Source organism: Cupriavidus sp. C2SS-8b (assembly GCF_057073745.1).
Genome location: NZ_CP172716.1, coordinates 181745 through 200203 on the forward strand (window position 1 = coordinate 181745; position 18459 = coordinate 200203).

Below are 18459 nucleotides of genomic sequence, written 5' to 3' on the forward strand. Positions count from 1 at the left end.
CCGCGCTTGCGCGGGCGTTTTTGTTTTTTTAAGCGTCTTCAGGCGCCAATACGTCAATACTGCTCCCAGTCCAACCCTTCATACCGCCATCCGTTCACCGTATTCCGATGCCGCTGCGCATCGAGATCGCCTTCGAATCCGTGCAGCACGTTATAGACGCTTGAGAAGCCCGCGCCCTCAAGCGCGCGCGCCGCGGCCGTGGAGCGATTGCCGCTGCGGCAGATCAGCAGCACGGGCCGCGCTGAAACGTGGCCTGCCAGCTTTTTCACGACCTGCACGAAATGCGGATTCACTTCCCAGTCCGGCCCGTCGTTCCACGGTACGTTGTGCGCACCTTTGGGGTGGCCGACGAACAGGTATTCCATTTCGCTGCGGCAATCGATAAACAGCGTGTCGGGGGATTCCAGCAGCAAGTTCTGGGCGTCGGCGGGGCTGAGATGTTCCATGGCAGGGCGCGGGAGCCGGCAGGAATGCCGGCGATGGGGATCCGATGGTGACTCGGTGGTGACTCGGTGGTGACCATTACGCCTCTCAGTGTAGGTCCGCAGCCGTCGCACAGGCAACCTCCTGCACCCGCAAGGCCTTGATACACCTGATAAAATCGCCCTCTTGACGATTCGTCCCGCCTTTCACTGTCTCCGCCATGAGTGCCCCTGACCAACCCTCCGTGCGTCCCTTTACCCGGGCTGCCAACCTGCCCCGGCTGCTGCGCGAGCGCATCCTGATCCTGGACGGCGCCATGGGCACCATGATCCAGCGCTACAAGCTCACCGAAGCCGACTACCGCGGCGCCCGCTTCACGGAACACAAGGTGGACGTGAAGGGCAACAACGAATTGCTGCTGCTCACGCGCCCGCAGGTCATCAGCGAGATCCACGAGCAGTACCTCGCTGCCGGCGCGGACATCATCGAGACCAATACTTTCGGTGCCACCAGCGTGGCGCAGGAAGACTACAAGATGGCCGAGCTGGCCTACGAGATGAACGTCGAGGCGGCAAAGCTCGCGCGCGCGGCCTGCGACAAGTACAGCACGCCGGACAAGCCGCGCTTCGTTGCCGGCGCGTTCGGCCCCACGCCGAAGACCGCGAGCATCTCGCCCGACGTGAATGACCCGGGCGCGCGCAATGTCACCTTCGAGCAACTGCGCGAGTCCTATTACGAGCAGGGCAAGGGTTTGCTCGAAGGCGGCGCAGACGTATTCCTGGTCGAAACCATCTTCGACACGCTCAACGCCAAGGCCTGCCTGTTTGCGATCGACCAGCTGTTCGAGGACACCGGCGAACGACTGCCCGTGATGATCTCCGGCACCGTGACCGATGCGTCGGGACGCATCCTTTCGGGCCAGACCGTGGAAGCGTTCTGGAACAGCCTGCGCCACGTGAAGCCCGTCACCTTCGGCCTGAACTGCGCGTTGGGCGCGACGCTGATGCGTCCGTATATCGCCGAGCTGGCGAAGGTGTGCGACGTGGCGATTTCCTGCTACCCGAACGCCGGCCTGCCCAACCCGATGAGCGACACCGGCTTCGACGAAACGCCGGAAGTGACTTCGTCGCTGGTGGAAGAATTTGCCGCCTCCGGCCTGGTGAACCTGGTGGGCGGCTGCTGCGGCACCACGCCCGAACACATTGCCGCGATCGCCCAGCGCGTGGCCAACAAGACCCCGCGCACCTGGCCGGGCCAGTACAGCGAAGCCGCCTGAGCCAGCGAGAACAACCCATGAGCACGAACCAACTGCCCCCGCGCCCGATGCGCCTGTCCGGCCTGGAGCCGTTCACGATCGACGACGACACGCTCTTCGTCAACGTCGGCGAACGGACCAACGTCACGGGCTCCAAAGCCTTCGCTCGCATGATCCTGAACGGCCAGTTCGACGAGGCGCTGGCGGTGGCCCGCCAGCAGGTCGAGAACGGCGCGCAGATCATCGACATCAACATGGACGAGGCGATGCTGGATTCGAAAGCGGCGATGGTCCGCTTCCTGAACCTGATCGCCTCCGAGCCCGACATCGCGCGCGTGCCGATCATGATCGACTCCTCCAAGTGGGAAGTGATCGAGGCCGGCCTCCAGTGCGTGCAGGGCAAGCCCGTGGTGAACTCGATCTCGCTGAAGGAAGGCGAGGAGCAGTTCCGCCACCACGCCGAGCTGATCCGCCGCTACGGCGCCGCCACCGTGGTGATGGCCTTCGACGAGCAGGGCCAGGCCGACACGTTCGCGCGCAAGACCGAGATCTGCAAGCGCAGCTATGACTTCCTGGTGAACGAAGTCGGCTTCCCGCCCGAGGACATCATCTTCGACCCGAATATCTTCGCGGTGGCGACGGGTATCGAGGAACACAACAACTACGCGGTGGACTTCATCGAAGCCACGGCCTGGATCAAGCAGAACCTGCCGTATGCCAAGGTGAGCGGCGGCGTGTCGAACGTGTCGTTCTCGTTCCGCGGCAACGACCTGGTGCGCGAGGCGATCCACACCGTGTTCCTGTACCACGCCGTCAAGGCCGGCATGGACATGGGCATCGTCAACGCCGGCCAGCTCGGCGTGTACGACCAGCTCGATCCGGAACTGCGCGAGCGCGTGGAAGACGTGGTGCTCAACCGCCGCGATGACGCCACCGACCGCCTGCTGGAAATCGCCGATCGCTTCAAGGGGGGCGGTGCCAAGCGTGAAGAGAACCTGGCCTGGCGCGGCACGCCCGAGGCGCCGGTGCCGGTGGGCGAGCGCCTGGCGCACGCGCTGGTGCACGGCATCACCAATTTCATCGTCGACGACACGGAAGAAGCCCGCCAGCAGATCGCCGCGCGTGGCGGACGTCCGATCGAGGTGATCGAAGGCCCGCTGATGGATGGCATGAACATCGTCGGCGACCTGTTCGGCGCGGGCAAGATGTTCTTGCCGCAGGTGGTCAAGAGCGCGCGCGTGATGAAGCAGGCGGTGGCCCACCTGCTGCCGTTCATCGAGGAGGAGAAGCGCAAGCTGGCCGACGCCGGCGGCGATGTGCGCTCGCGCGGCAAGATCGTCATCGCCACCGTGAAGGGCGATGTGCACGACATCGGCAAGAACATCGTGTCGGTGGTGCTCCAGTGCAATAACTTCGAAGTGGTCAACATGGGCGTGATGGTCCCGTGCAACGAGATCCTGGCCAAGGCCAAGGTCGAGGGCGCGGACATCGTCGGCCTGTCGGGGCTGATCACGCCGTCGCTGGAAGAGATGGCCTACGTGGCCTCGGAAATGCAGCGCGACGATTACTTCCGCGTGAAGAAGATCCCGCTGCTGATCGGCGGCGCAACCACGTCGCGCGTGCATACGGCGGTGAAGATCGCGCCGAACTACGAAGGCCCGGTGGTGTACGTGCCGGACGCTTCGCGCTCGGTCAGCGTGGCATCGAGCCTGCTGTCGGACGAAGGCGCGACGAAGTACCTGGACGAACTGAAGACCGACTACGACCGCATCCGCGCGCAGCACGCCGGCAAGAAGGCATTGCCGATGGTGACGCTGGCCGAGGCCCGTGCCAACAAGACGCCGATCGACTGGAGCAGCTACGTGCCGCCCAAGCCGAAGTTCATCGGCCGGCGCGTGTTCCGCAACTACGACCTCGCGGAACTGGCCAAATTCATCGACTGGGGCCCGTTCTTCCAGACCTGGGACCTGGCCGGCAAATTCCCGGACATCCTCAACGACGAGATCGTCGGCGAGTCCGCGCGCAAGGTCTACTCGGATGGCAAGGCCATGCTGTCGCGCCTGATCCAGGGCCGCTGGCTGACCGCCAATGGCGTGATGGCGCTGCTGCCGGCCAATACCGTCAACGACGACGATATCGAGATCTACACCGACGAGACCCGCAGCAAGGTTGCCCTCACGTGGCACAACGTGCGCCAGCAGAGCGAGCGTCCGGTGGTGGACGGCGTACGCCGTCCCAACCGCTGCCTGTCCGATTTCATCGCGCCCAAGGCCTCGGGCGTCGCGGACTACATCGGGCTGTTCGCGGTGACGGCCGGTATCGGCGTCGACAAGAAGGAAGCCCAGTTCGAAGCCGACCACGACGACTACAGCGCCATCATGCTGAAGGCGCTGGCCGACCGCTTCGCCGAAGGCTTTGCCGAATGCCTGCACCAGCGTGTGCGCACGGACCTTTGGGGCTACGACGCCGACGAGCACCTGAGCAACGACGACCTGATTGCCGAGAAGTACCGCGGCATCCGCCCGGCGCCCGGCTACCCGGCCTGCCCGGAGCACACCGTCAAGGGGCCGATGTTCAGCTTCCTCGACTGCGCCGAGATCGGCATGGGCATTACCGAGGCGCTGGCGATGACGCCGGCGGCCTCGGTCAGCGGCTTCTACCTGTCGCATCCGGACTCGACCTACTTCACGATCGGCAAGATCGGCCAGGACCAGCTCGACGACATGGCGGCCCGCCGCCACGAGGACCGCAACGCCGTGGCGCGCGCGCTCGCGCCCAACCTGTAACGGCATGCGTCGCGTGGGCACCGCAAACGTGCGGTGCCCAACGCGCGCAGGTCGCTGATGCAGCAGGGAATTTTCCTTGCATCGCAGCATCTGCCTTTCGAAGGCGGCGTTCGCGCCGCTTCACAACTCCTTACACTGCATTGCAATCGCTCACAGACCGCGGGCGGATGCGTCCCTAGACTGGGTTCCAAGTTCACGTGAACAACAGCGTGGATGCCGCGGCGAATGTTTCGCAGCGGATCACCTGAAAGGAGCCCTTCCATGAAGAAACTGCTGATCTCCCTGTCCGCCCTGTCGATCGCTGCGGCTTCGTCGCTGGCCATGGCGCAAGGCACCAGTACCACCACGGGGAACGCTGGCGTCAGGGCCGACGTCGGTGCCGCCGTGAACGCGCCCGCTCCGACGACCGGCGGCGCGCATGCGGGCGTGGGCGCGTCGACTTCGCTGGACAAGGGCACCGCCGCCACACCGGCCACACCGGCCACTCCCGCAACGCCTGCCACATCCGCCACATCCGCCACACGTGCCACGCCTGCAACCCCGGCCGAGCCGGCTGAGCCGGCCAAGGCCGATACCGGCAAAGGCAAGTCAAAGCACAGCGCCAAGTCGCACAAGAAGGACAAGTCGGACGCCTCCCTCGGGGCCAGCGCGGGCGCCGAAGCGGGTGCCAAGACCCAGTAAGCCAAAGCGCAGGCCGGCCCAGCCGGCTTGATGCAACGCAGCAGAGCGGGACGGACCTCCAGCCGTCCCGCTCTGCTTTGGTGCGTGCGGTTGTCACGCGGCGCAATGTCAGCCTGACACTGACAGTCCGCAGCGCGTTGCGGCACTACAATGCTTACACAGCAAGCGGTTCCGCCTGCACCCGTCTTTAGGCGAAAGCCCCAACAGTGGAGCCATGATGATCCGCGTCCTGATCGCTGATGATCACGAGATTGTTCGCGCAGGGCTGCGCCAGTTCCTTGCTGATGAACCTGATATCCAGGTCACCGGAGAGGCCGGTAGCGGCGACGAAGTCATGGCGCAATTGCGCGATGGCGAATTCGACGTGCTGGTGCTCGACATCTCGATGCCCGAACGCAATGGCATCGACGTGCTCAAGCTGATTCGCCAGCGCAAGCCGGACCTGCCGGTGCTGATCCTGTCTACCTATCCCGAAGACCAGTACGCGATCAACCTGATTCGCGCCGGGGCTTCGGGCTACCTGACCAAGGAAAGCGCGCCGGATGACCTGGTCAAGGCTATCCGCACCGTGGCACAAGGCCGGCGCTACGTCAGCGCGGCCGTGGCGGACCTGTTGATCGGCGGCCTCGACAAGCCGACCGAGCAGCCGGTGCACCAGATGTTGTCCGAGCGCGAATTCCAGATTTTCTGCAAGCTGTCGCGCGGCCAGTCGGTATCGGTGATCGCGGACGAACTCTTCCTGAGCGTGAAGACCGTCAGCACTTACCGTTCACGCATTCTGGAGAAAATGGGCATGAAGACCAACGCGGATCTGACCTACTACGCCATCAAGAACGGCCTGGTCGAATAGATCAGATCAGGCGATCTCGTCGCGCAGGGCTGGCTGGCGCGATGGGGCAACCCCACCACCGGACGTAGTTGACGAATGTCGGAGCAGGCTTCGAACCCCCCATACCGGGCACTGCGCGTTCTTCTGATCGAGGACTCGGCAGTGCTGCGCGGCATGCTCCTGGAGTACCTCAGCGACTTTCAATATGTGCAGAGCGTCGACTGGGCCGATACCGAGTCCATGGCACTGCGCATGCTCGCCAACGGCCAGCCGTATGACGTGGTGATCGTCGACCTGCAGCTGCGCCAGGGCAATGGCATCAATGTGCTGAGCGCCATGAAGAGCAAGGGCTTGCCCGGCATGCGCATCGTGTACACCAACCATGCGCAGGTCTCCATGTACCGGCGCCAGTGCGCCGAGGCCGGGGCCGACTATTTCTTCGACAAGTCGCTCGAACTCGAGCAGGTGTTCCGCGTGATCGAGGAACACGCGGCGGGCGCTGCCTGACCCCTGCCAGACCTGCTTCCCAGGGCGTCCCGCCTGCCTCGCCCTTCTTTGCCACTTGCGCTGAGTGGCTATTCCGGCTGGGTCTCGGCCGGCTCCTCCGCCGGTGCCAGCACCGACGCGGTGAGCGGCACCTCCACGCGGATGCTGACGCCCGTATTGGGCGACGACACGATCTCCATGCTGCCGCCGAGCGCCGTCACGCGCTGCTCCATGCCAAGCAGGCCGTGGTGTCCGGCCGTGCTGCCGGCATCGAAGTCGGGCGGCAGGCCCTTGCCATCGTCGTGGATCGTCAGCGTGAGCTGCGTCTCCGTGTGGCCCAGCGACAGGCGGATATGGGTCGCCTCCGAATACTTGCTGGCATTGGTGAACGATTCCTGGGCGATCCGATAGAGCGCAATCGCGGCATCGTCGCGCAGGCGCGGGAGGTCGTCGGGAATGCTGACTTCTGACTCCCAGTGATTGCGCCCGGCGACGTCCTCGACCAGCTGGCACAGCGCCGCCCGCAGCCCCAGGTTGAGCAGCACGGTCGGCCGCAAGTCTTCAATAAGGCGGCGCTTGATCTGGATGCCCTGGTCCACGTGGAGCATCACGCGCGTCAGCTTGTCCGCGGCTTCCGGGTGGCTCTCCTGCACGCGCCGGCGGACCCAGTGCAGGTCCAGCTTGATGGCGGTGAGGATGGCGCCGAGTTCGTCGTGCAGTTCGCGCGCCAGGCGCGTCTTCTCGTCTTCCGTCACGCGCTGCAGGTGACCGGCAAGCGCCGACAGCTGTCGCGTGCGCGCGCGCACCTTGCGGTCGAGCCGCAGGCCTTCCTCTTCCGCCTGCGAGCGCGCGGCTTCGGACATGGTCAGGCGCTTGGCGTGGCCCAGCCCCACCGCGATCAGCAGCACGATATTGATGGCCGTCAGCAGGCCGATGCCGTAACGCGACAACTGCACGTCGCGCTCCGCGCCCACCAGCCGATGGGCGACGGTCTCCGCTTCGCGCGCCTGGAGCTGGTCGAGGCCGCGGCGCGCGTTGTCCATGGTCTGCTTGCCGTAGTCGGTGCGCACCAGGTCCAGCGCCACCATCAGGTCGCGCTTGCCGTACAGCAGCGTCAGCGCCATTTCATTGAGCTTGCTGCTGATCTGCTTGGATGTGTCGCCGAACAGCCTGAGGCCTTCTTCGTCAGTGGCGTAGTCAGCGCGGATGCTCGCCGTCAGGTCGGCGATGCGCGGCAGAGCCTTGTAGTAGGGCTCCAGATATGTGTCCTTGCCGGTCAGCAGGAAGCCGCGCTCGCCGGCCTCCGCATTGACCAGCTCGCCATGGAGTGCGGCCAGATGCGTCTGCAGGCGCTGCGAGCGGATGACATCGTTGTAGCTCTCGCGCAGGCGGATATTGCCGGTTTCGGAGGCGACCAGTACCGCCAGGGTCAGCAGGATGCCGCCGGCGAGCAGCAGGGTATGGGGCAGGAAGGACTGCTTGAACTGCTTGAGCATGAGGCAATTCCTCGGTGGGGCGCTTGCCGCCGGGAGCGGCCATGGGATCACATACTCACGGCGAGGTCAACCTGCGACTGTGTCCCCGGCCACGTCTCGAAGGACTTTCGGCGAGGCCGGAAATACGGTCGCGGACGGCACTGTAGGACTTGGCTGACAGCGGAATCGGCCCGCTTTCGGTGTCTGTGCCGGGGGCGGCTTCCTACGATGAGGCTATGAGCTTGCACGTCACCGCGCAAGTCCTAACCGGCGATGCTGCCCGTCCGGCGGGCAGCTGTCGCCACCATCGGGAGTCCAGTCATGCTGCAATATGCACTCGTCTTTTTCGTAATCGCGCTGATCGCCGCGGTGTTCGGCTTTGGCGGTATTGCTGCCGGCGCCGTGGAGATCGCCAAGATCCTGTTCTTCATCTTCCTGATCGTGGCCCTGGTCGCCGCCGTGATGGGTCTGGTCCGCAGGCGGTGACGCGTAACGTGTCCCGAACCGTGCCCTGAGACTTAGGAGTAGCCCTATGCTGACGCAGAACCCGAAAGTCCGGAAGGAAATCACCCACCTCGCCGACAGTGCCGACAGTACGATTCGCCGCATCCGGCACGCGGCACGCGACACGCGCGATGCCGCCGGCCCGATCTCGGACGAAGTGAAATCCCTGATCGCGCAACTTCAGCACACCATCGAAGTGCTGGCCACCGAAGGATCCGAGCAGAGCCTGAGCGCCGGGCGCCGCCTGCGCGAACGGGCCAGCGAAATGACCGATCGCCTGCGCGCGCAGGCCGGCGACAGTGTGACGCACGTTCGCGAGCGCATGGATGGTGCGGTCGTGCAGGCACAGCAGCGCGTGGCCGAGTCCCCGCTCAAGGCAGTCGGCCTGGCCGCCGCGATCGGTGCGCTGATCGGCCTGTTGCTGGCAACGCGTAACGGGAGTAGCGGGAGTAGCCGGGAGTAGCTCGCTGCGGCCGTCCGCGGGCAGGCGCGACGGCCGGTGGCAACGTTCCCCCCTTGTCCGGAAGACATCCACGTTCCGGAAGCCTGGCCCCGCTGAGGCGGCGCCAGGTGTTTTTTTTGTTGGCCACAGCCGTCGTTACGATGCCGCCTTCCGCCGTGGCGCCGCCCTGATTGCCGTCAGACGCCCCAGAGCACATCCACGCCTTCTTTCTGCGAGGCGCGCAGCATGTCGAGGAACGGGTAGGCACGCTGGCCGAGATGCAGCGGTTCGTCCTCATCGTCATGCTTGTCTTCGTTGACGGCGGTTTCCGCGGGGTGATTGCGCTTGGCGTCGCTCACGGCGGCTTCCAGCTTCTGGATCGCGCGTGGCATCTCTTCCGTGGTGATCACCCCCCGCTCTCCGAGATGCTTGCCGATGATGCCCAGGAGCGTCACGGCCAGATCCCTCATCATGATCAGGTCTTGCGCGGCGTGGGATTTAAAGGTGATCAGCATGATGTTGTTTCCTTTTACGGACACGCATGACGCGGTCTCCCGGGGGCGGGAGCGGCCGCGCGGATTGTGGCTCTTGCGAGCCGCGCGCATGATGTCAGCATAGCACCTGATAAAATTCCGCGTTTCCGAATTCCTTTGCCGGTCACGCGGCGCGGCGTTCACTTGCGCGCCGCCTCGTTCGACTCCGCGGCGCCTTGCCCGTGGCTTTACGCCGGCCTTGCCGGCTCGGCTCACGGGCGCGTCGCGACGCCTGCCAGACTTACTGCCCACCAGGGCTTTGACATCCATGCTGCCTGTTCAGACCTCCAATCTTGCCGCTGCGTTCACCGATGCGGTGCGCGCGCTCGCTCCGGCCGACGCGGCCCTGCCGGCCGTGACCTTCGAGCGGCCCAAGGCCGCCGCCCACGGCGACCTGGCGTGCAACATCGCCATGCAGGTGGCACGCGCGCTCAAGAGCAATCCGCGCGAACTGGCGCAGCGCATCGTGGCGGCGGTCCAGGCCGATGCGCGCGCGGCCGGCCTGGTCGCGGCCATGGAAATCGCCGGCCCCGGCTTTATCAACCTGCGCCTGACGCCGGCGGCCAAGGCCGACGTGCTGCGCGCGGTGCTGAACCAGGGCGACCGGTACGGCGCGCAGGAACGTGGCATGCATGGCAACGTGCTGGTCGAGTTTGTCTCGGCCAACCCGACCGGCCCGCTGCACGTCGGCCACGGCCGCCAGGCCGCGCTCGGCGATGCGCTCGCCAACCTGCTGTCCTGGCAGGGCTACGACGTGCACCGCGAGTTCTACTACAACGATGCAGGCGTGCAGATCCAGAACCTGGCCGTGTCGGTCCAGGCGCGTGCGCGCGGCTTCAAGCCCGGCGACGCCAACTGGCCGGAAGCCGCCTATAACGGCGACTACATCGCCGACATCGCCACCGACTTCCTGGCCGGCAAGACCGTGAGCGCCTCGGACGGCCAGCCGGTGACCGCATCGGGCAATCCCGAGGATGTCGACTCGATCCGCAAGTTCGCGGTGACCTACCTGCGCAACGAGCAGGACATCGACCTGCAGGCCTTCGGCGTCAAGTTCGACCACTACTACCTGGAGTCGTCGCTGTACACCGACGGCCGCGTGGAAGCCGCGGTGCAGGGCCTGGTCGCCAAGGGCAAGACGTACGAGAGCGAGGGGGCGCTGTGGCTGCGCACCACCGACGACGGCGACGACAAGGACCGGGTCATGAAGAAGACCGACGGTACCTACACCTACTTCGTGCCGGACGTGGCCTACCACACCACCAAGTGGGAGCGCGGCTTCGGCAAGGTCATCAACGTGCAGGGCAGCGACCACCACGGCACCATCGCGCGCGTGCGCGCCGGACTGCAGGGCCTGGACATCGGCATCCCCAAGGGCTACCCCGACTACGTGCTGCACAAGATGGTCACCGTGATGAAGAACGGCGAGGAGGTCAAGATCTCCAAGCGCGCCGGCTCCTACGTGACCGTGCGCGACCTGATCGAATGGTCCAACGGTGGTGACGAAACCATCCGCGGCTGCCTGGACGCGGGCGTGTCCGACTGGCCCGCGCACTTCACGCGCGGACGCGACGCGGTGCGCTTCTTCCTGCTGTCGCGCAAGGCCGATACCGAGTTCGTGTTCGACGTGGACCTGGCGCTCAAGCAGAACGACGAGAACCCGGTGTACTACGTGCAGTACGCCCATGCGCGCATCTGCTCGATCTTCGAATCGTGGGGCGGCGCCGAGTGGGAAAGCCGCCTGGCCGAACTGGCGGGCACCGACCTGGCCGCCGTCACCGGCGCCGACGTCAGCCCGCAGGCACTGGCACTGGGCCAGCGCCTGGCCGAGTTCCCCGAGATGCTGGCCGCCGCCGCGGGCGAACTGGCGCCGCACGCGGTCGCGTTCTACCTGCGCGACCTGGCGGGCGACTTCCATGCGTTCTACAACACCGACCGCGTGCTGGTCGACGACGAATCGGTCAAGCGCGCGCGCCTGGCACTGCTGGCGGCCACGCGCCAGGTGCTGCGCAACGGCCTGGCGGTGATCGGCGTCTCGGCGCCCCGCCGCATGTAAGCATGTAAGCATGTAGGTCACGACGCGACCGCAAGACCAGGCCGGGGAGGACAGGGCCGCGCGCGCCGCGGCCGGTGCCTGCGCGGGCGGCGCTGGCACTATAATCTCCCGGCAACACCTAAGAGGACTTATGCAACAGCAACGCAAGCGCGATGCGCGTAGTGCCCGCCGCAGCCAGCAGCGCGGTGGAACGTTCCTGGGCCTGGTGCTCGGGCTGATCGTCGGGCTGGCCATCGCCGTGGTGGTCGCCCTGTACATCACCAAGTCCCCGGCGCCGTTCCAGCAGAAGAACGCGCCGCGGCCGGCTGCCGAGCCGGGCAACGTGGCCAGCACGCTGCCCAGCCCCGCGCAATCCCAGTCACAGCAGGAAGGCCCGACCGACCCGAACAAGCCGCTGTGGAGCAAGACCCCGGCCAAGCCGGTCGGCCAGCCCGTGCCCGAGGCGCCGTCGCAGCAAGCGGCGCCCGACCGCAGCAACGGCGATCGGCAGCCGCCGGTAGCCGTGGCGCGTCCGGCGGAAAAGCCGGCCGAGAAGCCTGCGGAAAAGCCGGCTGAAAGGCCTGCCGAGAAGCCGCTCGCCATGAACAAGCCGGTCGAGAAGCCGGTGGCGGACCCGATTGCCGAGATCGCCCAGGCCGATGCCAACAAGGTCGGCTACTTGCTTCAGGTGGGCGCGTTCCGCTCGTCGGACGACGCCGACCGCCAGAAGGCCAATCTCGCCATGCAGGGCTTCGAGGCCAGGATTACCGACCGCGATGTCAACGGCGTCAAGATGTACCGCGTGCGGATCGGTCCATACAACCGCATCGAGGAGATGAACAAGGCGCGCGACCGGCTGCAGTCGGCCGGCTTCGACGCCTCGGTGATCCGCTTCACCAAGCAGTAACGCGCTGTAACCCCCAGGGCCGGCGGCTCGCTGAACCGCATGCCGCCGCCGCTGTCATACGCTCATCGCCCAACCCGGAAGGCTGCTCCAAGATGAAGAAACTCGCCGCACTGATTGCCACGTTTGCCGCTGTCGGCGGCCTGCTGATGACCGCCCCCGCCCAGGCGGCGCCCACCGAAGGCAAGGAATACCAGGTGCTGAAGGCGCCGCAGCCCGTGCCGGCCGGCAAGATCGAGGTTACCGAGTTTTTCTGGTATGGCTGCCCGCACTGCTTTGACTTCGAGCCGGAACTCGAGGCCTGGGTCAAGAAGCAGGGCAAGGACGTCGTGTTCAAGCGCGTGCCGGTAGCCTTCCGCGACGACCTGCTGCCGCACACCAAGATCTTCTATGCGCTGGAGTCCCTCGGCAAGCTGGACGCCATGCACGCCAAGGTCTTCAATGCGATCCACGTCGAGCGCAAGCGCATGCTGGACCCGAACGAGATCGCCGACTTCATGGCCAAGAACGGCATCGACCGCAAGGCGTTCCTGGATGCCTACAACTCGTTCTCGGTGACCACCAACGCGCAACGCGCCAACAAGATCGCCGACGCCTACAAGGTCGATGGCGTGCCGACCGTAGTGGTCCAGGGCAAGTACGAGACCTCGCCGTCCATCGCGGGCACCAAGACCGGCGCGATCCAGGCCATGGATTACCTGGTCACGCAGGTCCGCGACAAGAAGCTCTGAGCGGTATTCCCGAAGGCCGGTACGGTTGCGTACCGGCCTTTTTTCATTTGAGTCTCCGGTAGAGATAGACCGATGCGCCCCCTGAAAGTCTTTCTTACCGGCGCCTCCAGCGGCCTGGGCCAGGCGCTGGCACGCGAGTATGCGCGGCAAGGCGCCATCCTGGGCCTGGTGGCGCGGCGCGAGGACGCCTTGCGCGACCTGGCGCAAAGCCTGCCCAATCCCGGCGCGGTCCATGTCTATGCCGCCGACGTGCGCGACGCCGACGCCATGGCGCGGGCCGCGCAGGATTTCCTGGACCGCATCGGCGTGCCCGACGTCGTGATCGCCAACGCCGGGGTATCGGTGGGTACCGTGGCCAGCGAGCGCGAGGACCTCGAGGTCTTCCGCATGGTCATGGACACCAACTGGTTCGGCGTGCTGACCACGTTCCAGCCGTTCCTGCAGCCGATGCATGACCGCGAACCGGGCGCCGGCGGCTGGCGCGGCACGCTGGTGGGCATTGCCAGCGTGGCGGGCGTGCGCGGGCTGCCCGGTGGCGGCGCCTACAGCGCGTCCAAGTCGGCGGTGATCAAGCTGCTGGAAAGCCTGCGGCTGGAGCAGCGGCGCCATGGCATCCGCGTGGTGACCATCGCGCCCGGCTATATCCGTACGCCGATGACGGCCCACAATCCGTACCGCATGCCGTTCCTGACCGATGCCGACGTGTTCGCCCGCAAGGCCGTGCGTGCGATTGCGGCGGGAAGCCGTTTCCGGGTGATTCCGTGGCAAATGGGCGTGGTCGCGTCGCTGATGCATGTGATGCCGCGCTGGCTCTACGACGCGCTGGCCGCCAAGGCGCCCCGCAAACCGCGCGGCGGCAACGGAGACTAGACATGTGGCGCGACGCCATCGGCCAGCAACACGCCGCCGCCAGCGGCGATGTCCGCATTGCCTCGCTGGTGCCGTCGGTGACCGAACTGCTGTTCGCGCTGGAACTGGGCGGCCAGATGGTGGCGCGCACGGGTTTCTGCATCCATCCCGAGCCGGAAGTGCGCGCGGTGGCCAAGGTCGGCGGCACCAAGGACGTGAAGCTCGACCGCCTGCGCGCGCTAGCGCCGACGCATGTGGTGGTCAATATCGACGAGAACCGGCGTGAAACCGTGGACGAGATCCGCCGCTTCGTGCCGAACGTGATCGTCACGCATCCGTGCGCGCCGGACGACAATCTGGAGTTGTACCGTCTGCTGGGCGGCATTTTCGGACGGCAGCCCCAGGCGCAGGCGCTGTGTGCCGCGCTGCAGGCGGAACTGGATGCCGTGCGCGCCCGCGCATGGCCGGCGCGCAAGGTGCTCTACGCCATCTGGCAGGACCCTTGGATGACGGTGTCGCGTGGCACCTATATCAGCCACATGCTGGCGCTGGTGAACTGGCAGACCTGGCCGGAAGACGTGCCGCAGGCCTGTGCGGACGGCGACTGCAGCCGTCCCAACACGGCGGGGGAACGCTATCCGAGCTTCCGCTGGAGCGATGCGCTGGTGCGCGGGCTCGACGAGGTGCTGCTGTCCACCGAACCCTACCGCTTCACCGAAGACCATGCCGATGCGCTGGAGCGGCAGCTCGGCAAGCCGGTGCAGCTGGTCGATGGGGAGATGCTGTCGTGGTATGGCAGCCGGGCGATCGAGGGCGTGCGATATTTGGCGCGGCTGGCTGGCAGCGTCTGACTGATACCGGGGGCCTTTGGCTCCGCGTTGGTTTGCTCCCGGCCTCACCCCGCCCGGAACCGAATCACCCCATCATCCCCAACTTCCCGCACCAGTTCCCCGCGATGCCACAGCGCATGCAGGTGCGCCAGCGACTCGCCCATGGCGAAGGTCATCTGGTGGATATCGAACTGGCGCTTGAAGATCACGCCGACGATGTCGTGCGCGCTGCACGGCTTTTCGCGGCAGGCTTCCAGCGTTTCGGCCAGGCGGTCCACATGGTGCTCGCGCAGCTGCGTGATGCGCGTATGCAGGTTGCGGAAGGGGCGGCCGTGCGACGGCAGGATCAGCACGTCGTCGGGCAGGTCCTGGTACTTGCCGAGCGAATCGAGATAGAGCTGCAGCGAGTTGGCTTCCGGCTCCATGTCGAACACGCTGACATTGGTCGAGATGCGCGGCAGCACCATATCGCCCGAGATCAGCACGTTGGTGGCGGCGTTGTACAGCGCCACGTGCTCGGGCGAATGGCCGAAGCCGGTGATCACGCGCCAGCCGGCGTTGGCCGGATCGGTGCCGATGGCAACGGTGTCGCCGTCCATCAGGCGGCGGTAGCGCGTGGGCAGGTCCGGCACCAGCGACGGATAGTAGGTCTTGCGGGCGCGCAGTTTTTCCTGGCTGTCGGGGTCGGTCAGGCCATGGAGCGCGAAGTGCTCGGCCGCGAGTTCCCCGCCGGCGCTGGAGCCCGCGCCGGTGCCGCTGCCCATCACGCGGGCGCTCATATAGTCGCCCAGGCTCATCCACAGCCGCACGTCGAAGCGCTTGCACAGCCAGTGCGCCAGGCCAACGTGGTCGGGGTGGCTGTGAGTGACCAGCACGCGCAGCACCGGCAGGCCTTCGAGTTCGTTGGCGAAGATGGTTTCCCAGTGCGCCTTGATGGTGTCGTTGGTGATGCCGCAATCGATGATGGTCCAGCCGTCGCGGCCGTCGATCCGGTCGCGCAGCAGCCACAGGTTGATGTGGTCCAGCGCGAACGGCAGCGGCATGCGAAGCCAGTAGACGCCGGGCGCCACTTCCTGCTTTGTGCCGGGCTCGGGCATGGTGTCCGCGAACGGGTATTGGAGCTGGTGTTCGAGTGCGTTCATGAGGAGTCTCGTCGTCGAAGCCCTGCGCCGGGGCAGGCGGGGCCTTCTCGTGTTTGCCGTCATGCAGAGCCAATTCGACCGGGCATGACAACGCCGGTTGCCAGTCGCGTGGGTTGACGCTAACGTAAACGTCAATCCGTGCGACTCGTCTCAATCTTAAGCCAAAAGTTGACTTCGCAACGAACGACCGTTCACTTTCATTGGGCGCACCATGGCAGCCACCACCGTTTCCGGATCGTCTCCCGGTCCCGCCACCTATACGATCACCGACCTTGCGCGCGAGTTCGATATCACGCCGCGCGCCATCCGGTTCTATGAGGACCAGGGCCTGCTGGCGCCCGAGCGCGCCGGCCCGGGTGGCCGCACGCGCGTGTACAACGGGCGCGAACGTACCCGCCTGAAGCTCACGCTGCGCGGCAAGAGGTTGGGGCTTACTCTCAACGAGATCCGCGAGATTCTTGATCTCTACGAGTCTCCGCGCGACAGCGCACCGCAACTCGAACGCTTCCTGGACGCGCTGGCCGGCCACCGGGCCGCACTGGAACGCCAGCTTGAAGACCTGCAGGCGCAACTGGCCGAGATCGACCAGCATGAGAAGCATTGCAGGGCGCTGTTGGACGCACAACAGGCGCCTGCCGGTGGACCGTCCAACCATGAAACTGCCTGACGCCGCACTTGAAGTGCATCTTCGTATCGCTTCGGATTGACGTTTACGTAAACGTCAATAGAATACGTCGAACCATCTCACCAGGGAGTCGCCATGACGCAGGACCTTGATGCTGCCGCCAGCCCCGTCCAGCCCGAACTGCTGTCTGCGGACCGGGCCGACACCATTGCCGGCAGCTTTGCCCGCCAGGGACTGATGCGCACCTTTGGCGCCGCCCTGGCCCGCGTCGAACGCGGCGAGGTCGAGATCGCCATGCCATGGTCCGAGGGCGTGACCCAGCAGCACGGCTTCTTCCATGGCGGCGTCGTCGGTGCGCTGGCCGACAGCGCGTGCGGCTATGCGGCGCTCACCATGGTGGGCGAGGGCGAGGCCGGCCTGACCGCCGAGTACAAGATCAACCTGCTGTCCCCGGCGCAGGGCGAACGCCTGATCGCCGTGGGGCGCGTGCTCAAGCCCGGCCGCACGCTGATCGTGGCCCAGGGCGATGTCTTCGTCGAGCAGCAGGGCCGCCGCAAGCTCGTGGCGACCATGCTGATGACGCTTTGCGTGGTACGCACGCTCGAACACGTCTGACGCGCACATTGCGACGCCAGCAAGATTCCAACCGGAGACCATCATGACCGAACTGCCTGGCCTGAAATTCGACCTGGGCGAAGACATCGAGATGCTGCGCGGCGCCGTGCGCGACTGGGCCCAGGCGGAACTGGCCCCGCGCGCCGGCGAGATCGACCGCACCGACCAGTTCCCCATGGACGCCTGGAAGAAGATGGGCGACCTTGGCGTGCTCGGCATCACCGTGGCGGAGGAATACGGTGGCGCCAACATGGGCTACCTGGCCCACATGGTGGCGATGGAGGAAATCAGCCGCGCCTCGGCTTCGGTCGGCCTGTCGTACGGCGCCCATTCGAACCTGTGCGTGAACCAGATCCACCGCAACGGCAGCGCCGCGCAGAAGGCGAAGTACCTGCCGAAGCTGGTGTCCGGCGAATGGATCGGGGCGCTGGCCATGAGCGAACCCAATGCCGGCTCAGACGTCGTCAGCATGAAGCTGCGCGCCGATTTCAAGGGTGACCGCTTCGTGCTCAACGGCACCAAGATGTGGATCACCAACGGTCCGGACTGCGATGTGCTGGTGGTCTATGCCAAGACCGAACCGGATCTCGGCGCGCGCGGCATGACCGCCTTCATCGTCGAGAAGGGCATGAAGGGCTTCTCGGTGGCGCAAAAGCTGGACAAGCTCGGCATGCGCGGCTCGCATACCGGCGAACTGGTGTTCGAGGACGTGGAACTGCCGGTCGAAAACATCCTCGGCGGCGAGAACAGCGGTGCCAAGGTGCTGATGAGCGGCCTCGACTACGAGCGCGCCGTACTGTCAGGTGGGCCGGTCGGCATCATGCAGGCCTGCATGGACGTGGTGACGCCCTACATCCACGACCGCAAGCAGTTCGGCCAGAGCATCGGAGAATTCCAGCTGATCCAGGGCAAGGTGGCCGATATGTACACCACGCTGCAGGCCGCGCGCAGCTACCTGTACACGGTCGGCAAGAACCTTGATTCGCTCGGCGTGGATCACGTGCGCCAGGTTCGCAAGGACTGCGCGGCGGTGATCCTCTACACGGCTGAAAAAGCCACGTGGATGGCCGGCGAGACCGTGCAGATCCTGGGCGGCAACGGCTACATCAACGAATACCCGGCAGGGCGGCTGTGGCGCGATGCCAAGCTGTATGAGATCGGTGCGGGGACTTCGGAGATTCGGCGGATGCTGATCGGTCGGGAGTTGTTTGCCGAGACGATGTGATTTTTGGGGCGCTCGTCTCGCGCCCCAAATCGAGCCTTAAAACCCATTTACAATTCCACCAGCCCCCGCCCCATCGTCCACCCCGTCCC

At 65.8% G+C, this 18459-nt stretch carries 19 protein-coding genes; 15 read left to right on the forward strand and 4 right to left on the reverse strand.

Features of this window, described 5'->3' with window-relative positions; genetic code table 11:
• Positions 1 to 53: 53 nt before the first annotated feature.
• Positions 54 to 446: a rhodanese-like domain-containing protein gene (locus ACIGJB_RS00740; RefSeq protein ID WP_483730946.1), complete on the reverse strand. Its 393-nt coding sequence runs from the start codon at positions 444 to 446 to the stop codon at positions 54 to 56.
• A gap of 197 nt (positions 447 to 643) precedes the next feature.
• On the opposite strand from ACIGJB_RS00740, the gene ACIGJB_RS00745 reads away from it, so the two are divergent.
• The 5 genes from ACIGJB_RS00745 to ACIGJB_RS00765 all read left to right on the forward strand — a co-directional run bounded on the left by ACIGJB_RS00745 (position 644) and on the right by ACIGJB_RS00765 (position 6481).
• The gene (locus tag ACIGJB_RS00745) at positions 644 to 1699 is read left to right on the forward strand and encodes a homocysteine S-methyltransferase family protein (RefSeq protein ID WP_483730947.1); all 1056 of its coding nucleotides are present in this window, start codon (positions 644 to 646) and stop codon (positions 1697 to 1699) included.
• 17 nt (positions 1700 to 1716) lie between these two features.
• The gene (gene metH / locus ACIGJB_RS00750; protein ID WP_483730948.1) at positions 1717 to 4464 is read left to right on the forward strand and encodes a methionine synthase; all 2748 of its coding nucleotides are present in this window, start codon (positions 1717 to 1719) and stop codon (positions 4462 to 4464) included.
• 261 nt (positions 4465 to 4725) lie between these two features.
• Positions 4726 to 5145, forward strand: a complete 420-nt coding sequence (locus ACIGJB_RS00755) for a hypothetical protein (RefSeq protein ID WP_483730949.1) — start codon at positions 4726 to 4728, stop codon at positions 5143 to 5145.
• A gap of 217 nt (positions 5146 to 5362) precedes the next feature.
• Positions 5363 to 5995 (forward strand): response regulator, encoded by a 633-nt coding sequence (locus ACIGJB_RS00760; protein WP_011296311.1) that lies wholly within the window; start codon positions 5363 to 5365, stop codon positions 5993 to 5995.
• A gap of 75 nt (positions 5996 to 6070) precedes the next feature.
• Positions 6071 to 6481 carry a response regulator gene (locus ACIGJB_RS00765; RefSeq protein ID WP_483730950.1) on the forward strand — a complete coding sequence of 137 codons (411 nt, stop codon included), beginning with the start codon at positions 6071 to 6073 and terminating at the stop codon, positions 6479 to 6481.
• Positions 6482 to 6549: 68 nt separating this feature from the next.
• Here ACIGJB_RS00765 and ACIGJB_RS00770 read toward each other — a convergent pair whose 3' ends face one another.
• Complete coding sequence (locus ACIGJB_RS00770) at positions 6550 to 7956, reverse strand: sensor histidine kinase (RefSeq protein WP_483730951.1); 1407 nt, start codon at positions 7954 to 7956, stop codon at positions 6550 to 6552.
• A 300-nt stretch (positions 7957 to 8256) separates the two neighbouring features.
• On the opposite strand from ACIGJB_RS00770, the gene ACIGJB_RS00775 reads away from it, so the two are divergent.
• The gene (locus tag ACIGJB_RS00775) at positions 8257 to 8421 is read left to right on the forward strand and encodes a DUF1328 domain-containing protein (RefSeq protein ID WP_211946877.1); all 165 of its coding nucleotides are present in this window, start codon (positions 8257 to 8259) and stop codon (positions 8419 to 8421) included.
• A gap of 46 nt (positions 8422 to 8467) precedes the next feature.
• A complete protein-coding gene (locus ACIGJB_RS00780) occupies positions 8468 to 8902 on the forward strand; it encodes an ElaB/YgaM/YqjD family protein (protein ID WP_483730952.1) in 435 nt (144 codons plus the stop codon).
• Between the two features lie 176 nt (positions 8903 to 9078).
• Here ACIGJB_RS00780 and ACIGJB_RS00785 read toward each other — a convergent pair whose 3' ends face one another.
• Positions 9079 to 9396, reverse strand: a complete 318-nt coding sequence (locus ACIGJB_RS00785) for a DUF1840 domain-containing protein (RefSeq protein WP_483710121.1) — start codon at positions 9394 to 9396, stop codon at positions 9079 to 9081.
• 286 nt (positions 9397 to 9682) lie between these two features.
• On the opposite strand from ACIGJB_RS00785, the gene argS reads away from it, so the two are divergent.
• The 5 genes from argS (at position 9683) to ACIGJB_RS00810 (ending at position 14784) form a co-directional block, all read left to right on the forward strand.
• Positions 9683 to 11470 carry an arginine--tRNA ligase gene (gene argS / locus ACIGJB_RS00790; RefSeq protein ID WP_483730953.1) on the forward strand — a complete coding sequence of 596 codons (1788 nt, stop codon included), beginning with the start codon at positions 9683 to 9685 and terminating at the stop codon, positions 11468 to 11470.
• Positions 11471 to 11600: 130 nt separating this feature from the next.
• Positions 11601 to 12356: an SPOR domain-containing protein gene (locus tag ACIGJB_RS00795; RefSeq protein ID WP_483730954.1), complete on the forward strand. Its 756-nt coding sequence runs from the start codon at positions 11601 to 11603 to the stop codon at positions 12354 to 12356.
• Positions 12357 to 12448: 92 nt separating this feature from the next.
• A complete protein-coding gene (locus ACIGJB_RS00800; RefSeq protein WP_483730955.1) occupies positions 12449 to 13084 on the forward strand; it encodes a thiol:disulfide interchange protein DsbA/DsbL in 636 nt (211 codons plus the stop codon).
• A 72-nt stretch (positions 13085 to 13156) separates the two neighbouring features.
• A complete protein-coding gene (locus tag ACIGJB_RS00805; RefSeq protein ID WP_483730956.1) occupies positions 13157 to 13954 on the forward strand; it encodes an SDR family oxidoreductase in 798 nt (265 codons plus the stop codon).
• A gap of 2 nt (positions 13955 to 13956) precedes the next feature.
• Positions 13957 to 14784 carry a helical backbone metal receptor gene (locus tag ACIGJB_RS00810; protein ID WP_483730957.1) on the forward strand — a complete coding sequence of 276 codons (828 nt, stop codon included), beginning with the start codon at positions 13957 to 13959 and terminating at the stop codon, positions 14782 to 14784.
• Positions 14785 to 14828: 44 nt separating this feature from the next.
• On the opposite strand, the gene ACIGJB_RS00815 is transcribed toward ACIGJB_RS00810, so the two are convergent.
• Positions 14829 to 15905 carry an MBL fold metallo-hydrolase gene (locus ACIGJB_RS00815; protein WP_483730958.1) on the reverse strand — a complete coding sequence of 359 codons (1077 nt, stop codon included), beginning with the start codon at positions 15903 to 15905 and terminating at the stop codon, positions 14829 to 14831.
• 211 nt (positions 15906 to 16116) lie between these two features.
• On the opposite strand from ACIGJB_RS00815, the gene ACIGJB_RS00820 reads away from it, so the two are divergent.
• The 3 genes from ACIGJB_RS00820 (at position 16117) to ACIGJB_RS00830 (ending at position 18370) form a co-directional block, all read left to right on the forward strand.
• Positions 16117 to 16572: a MerR family transcriptional regulator gene (locus ACIGJB_RS00820; protein ID WP_483730959.1), complete on the forward strand. Its 456-nt coding sequence runs from the start codon at positions 16117 to 16119 to the stop codon at positions 16570 to 16572.
• 93 nt (positions 16573 to 16665) lie between these two features.
• Positions 16666 to 17145, forward strand: a complete 480-nt coding sequence (locus tag ACIGJB_RS00825; RefSeq protein WP_483730960.1) for a PaaI family thioesterase — start codon at positions 16666 to 16668, stop codon at positions 17143 to 17145.
• Positions 17146 to 17188: 43 nt separating this feature from the next.
• On the forward strand, positions 17189 to 18370 hold the full coding sequence (locus ACIGJB_RS00830) for an isovaleryl-CoA dehydrogenase (protein ID WP_483730961.1): 1182 nt from the start codon (positions 17189 to 17191) through the stop codon (positions 18368 to 18370).
• The last annotated feature ends 89 nt before the right edge of the window (positions 18371 to 18459 follow it).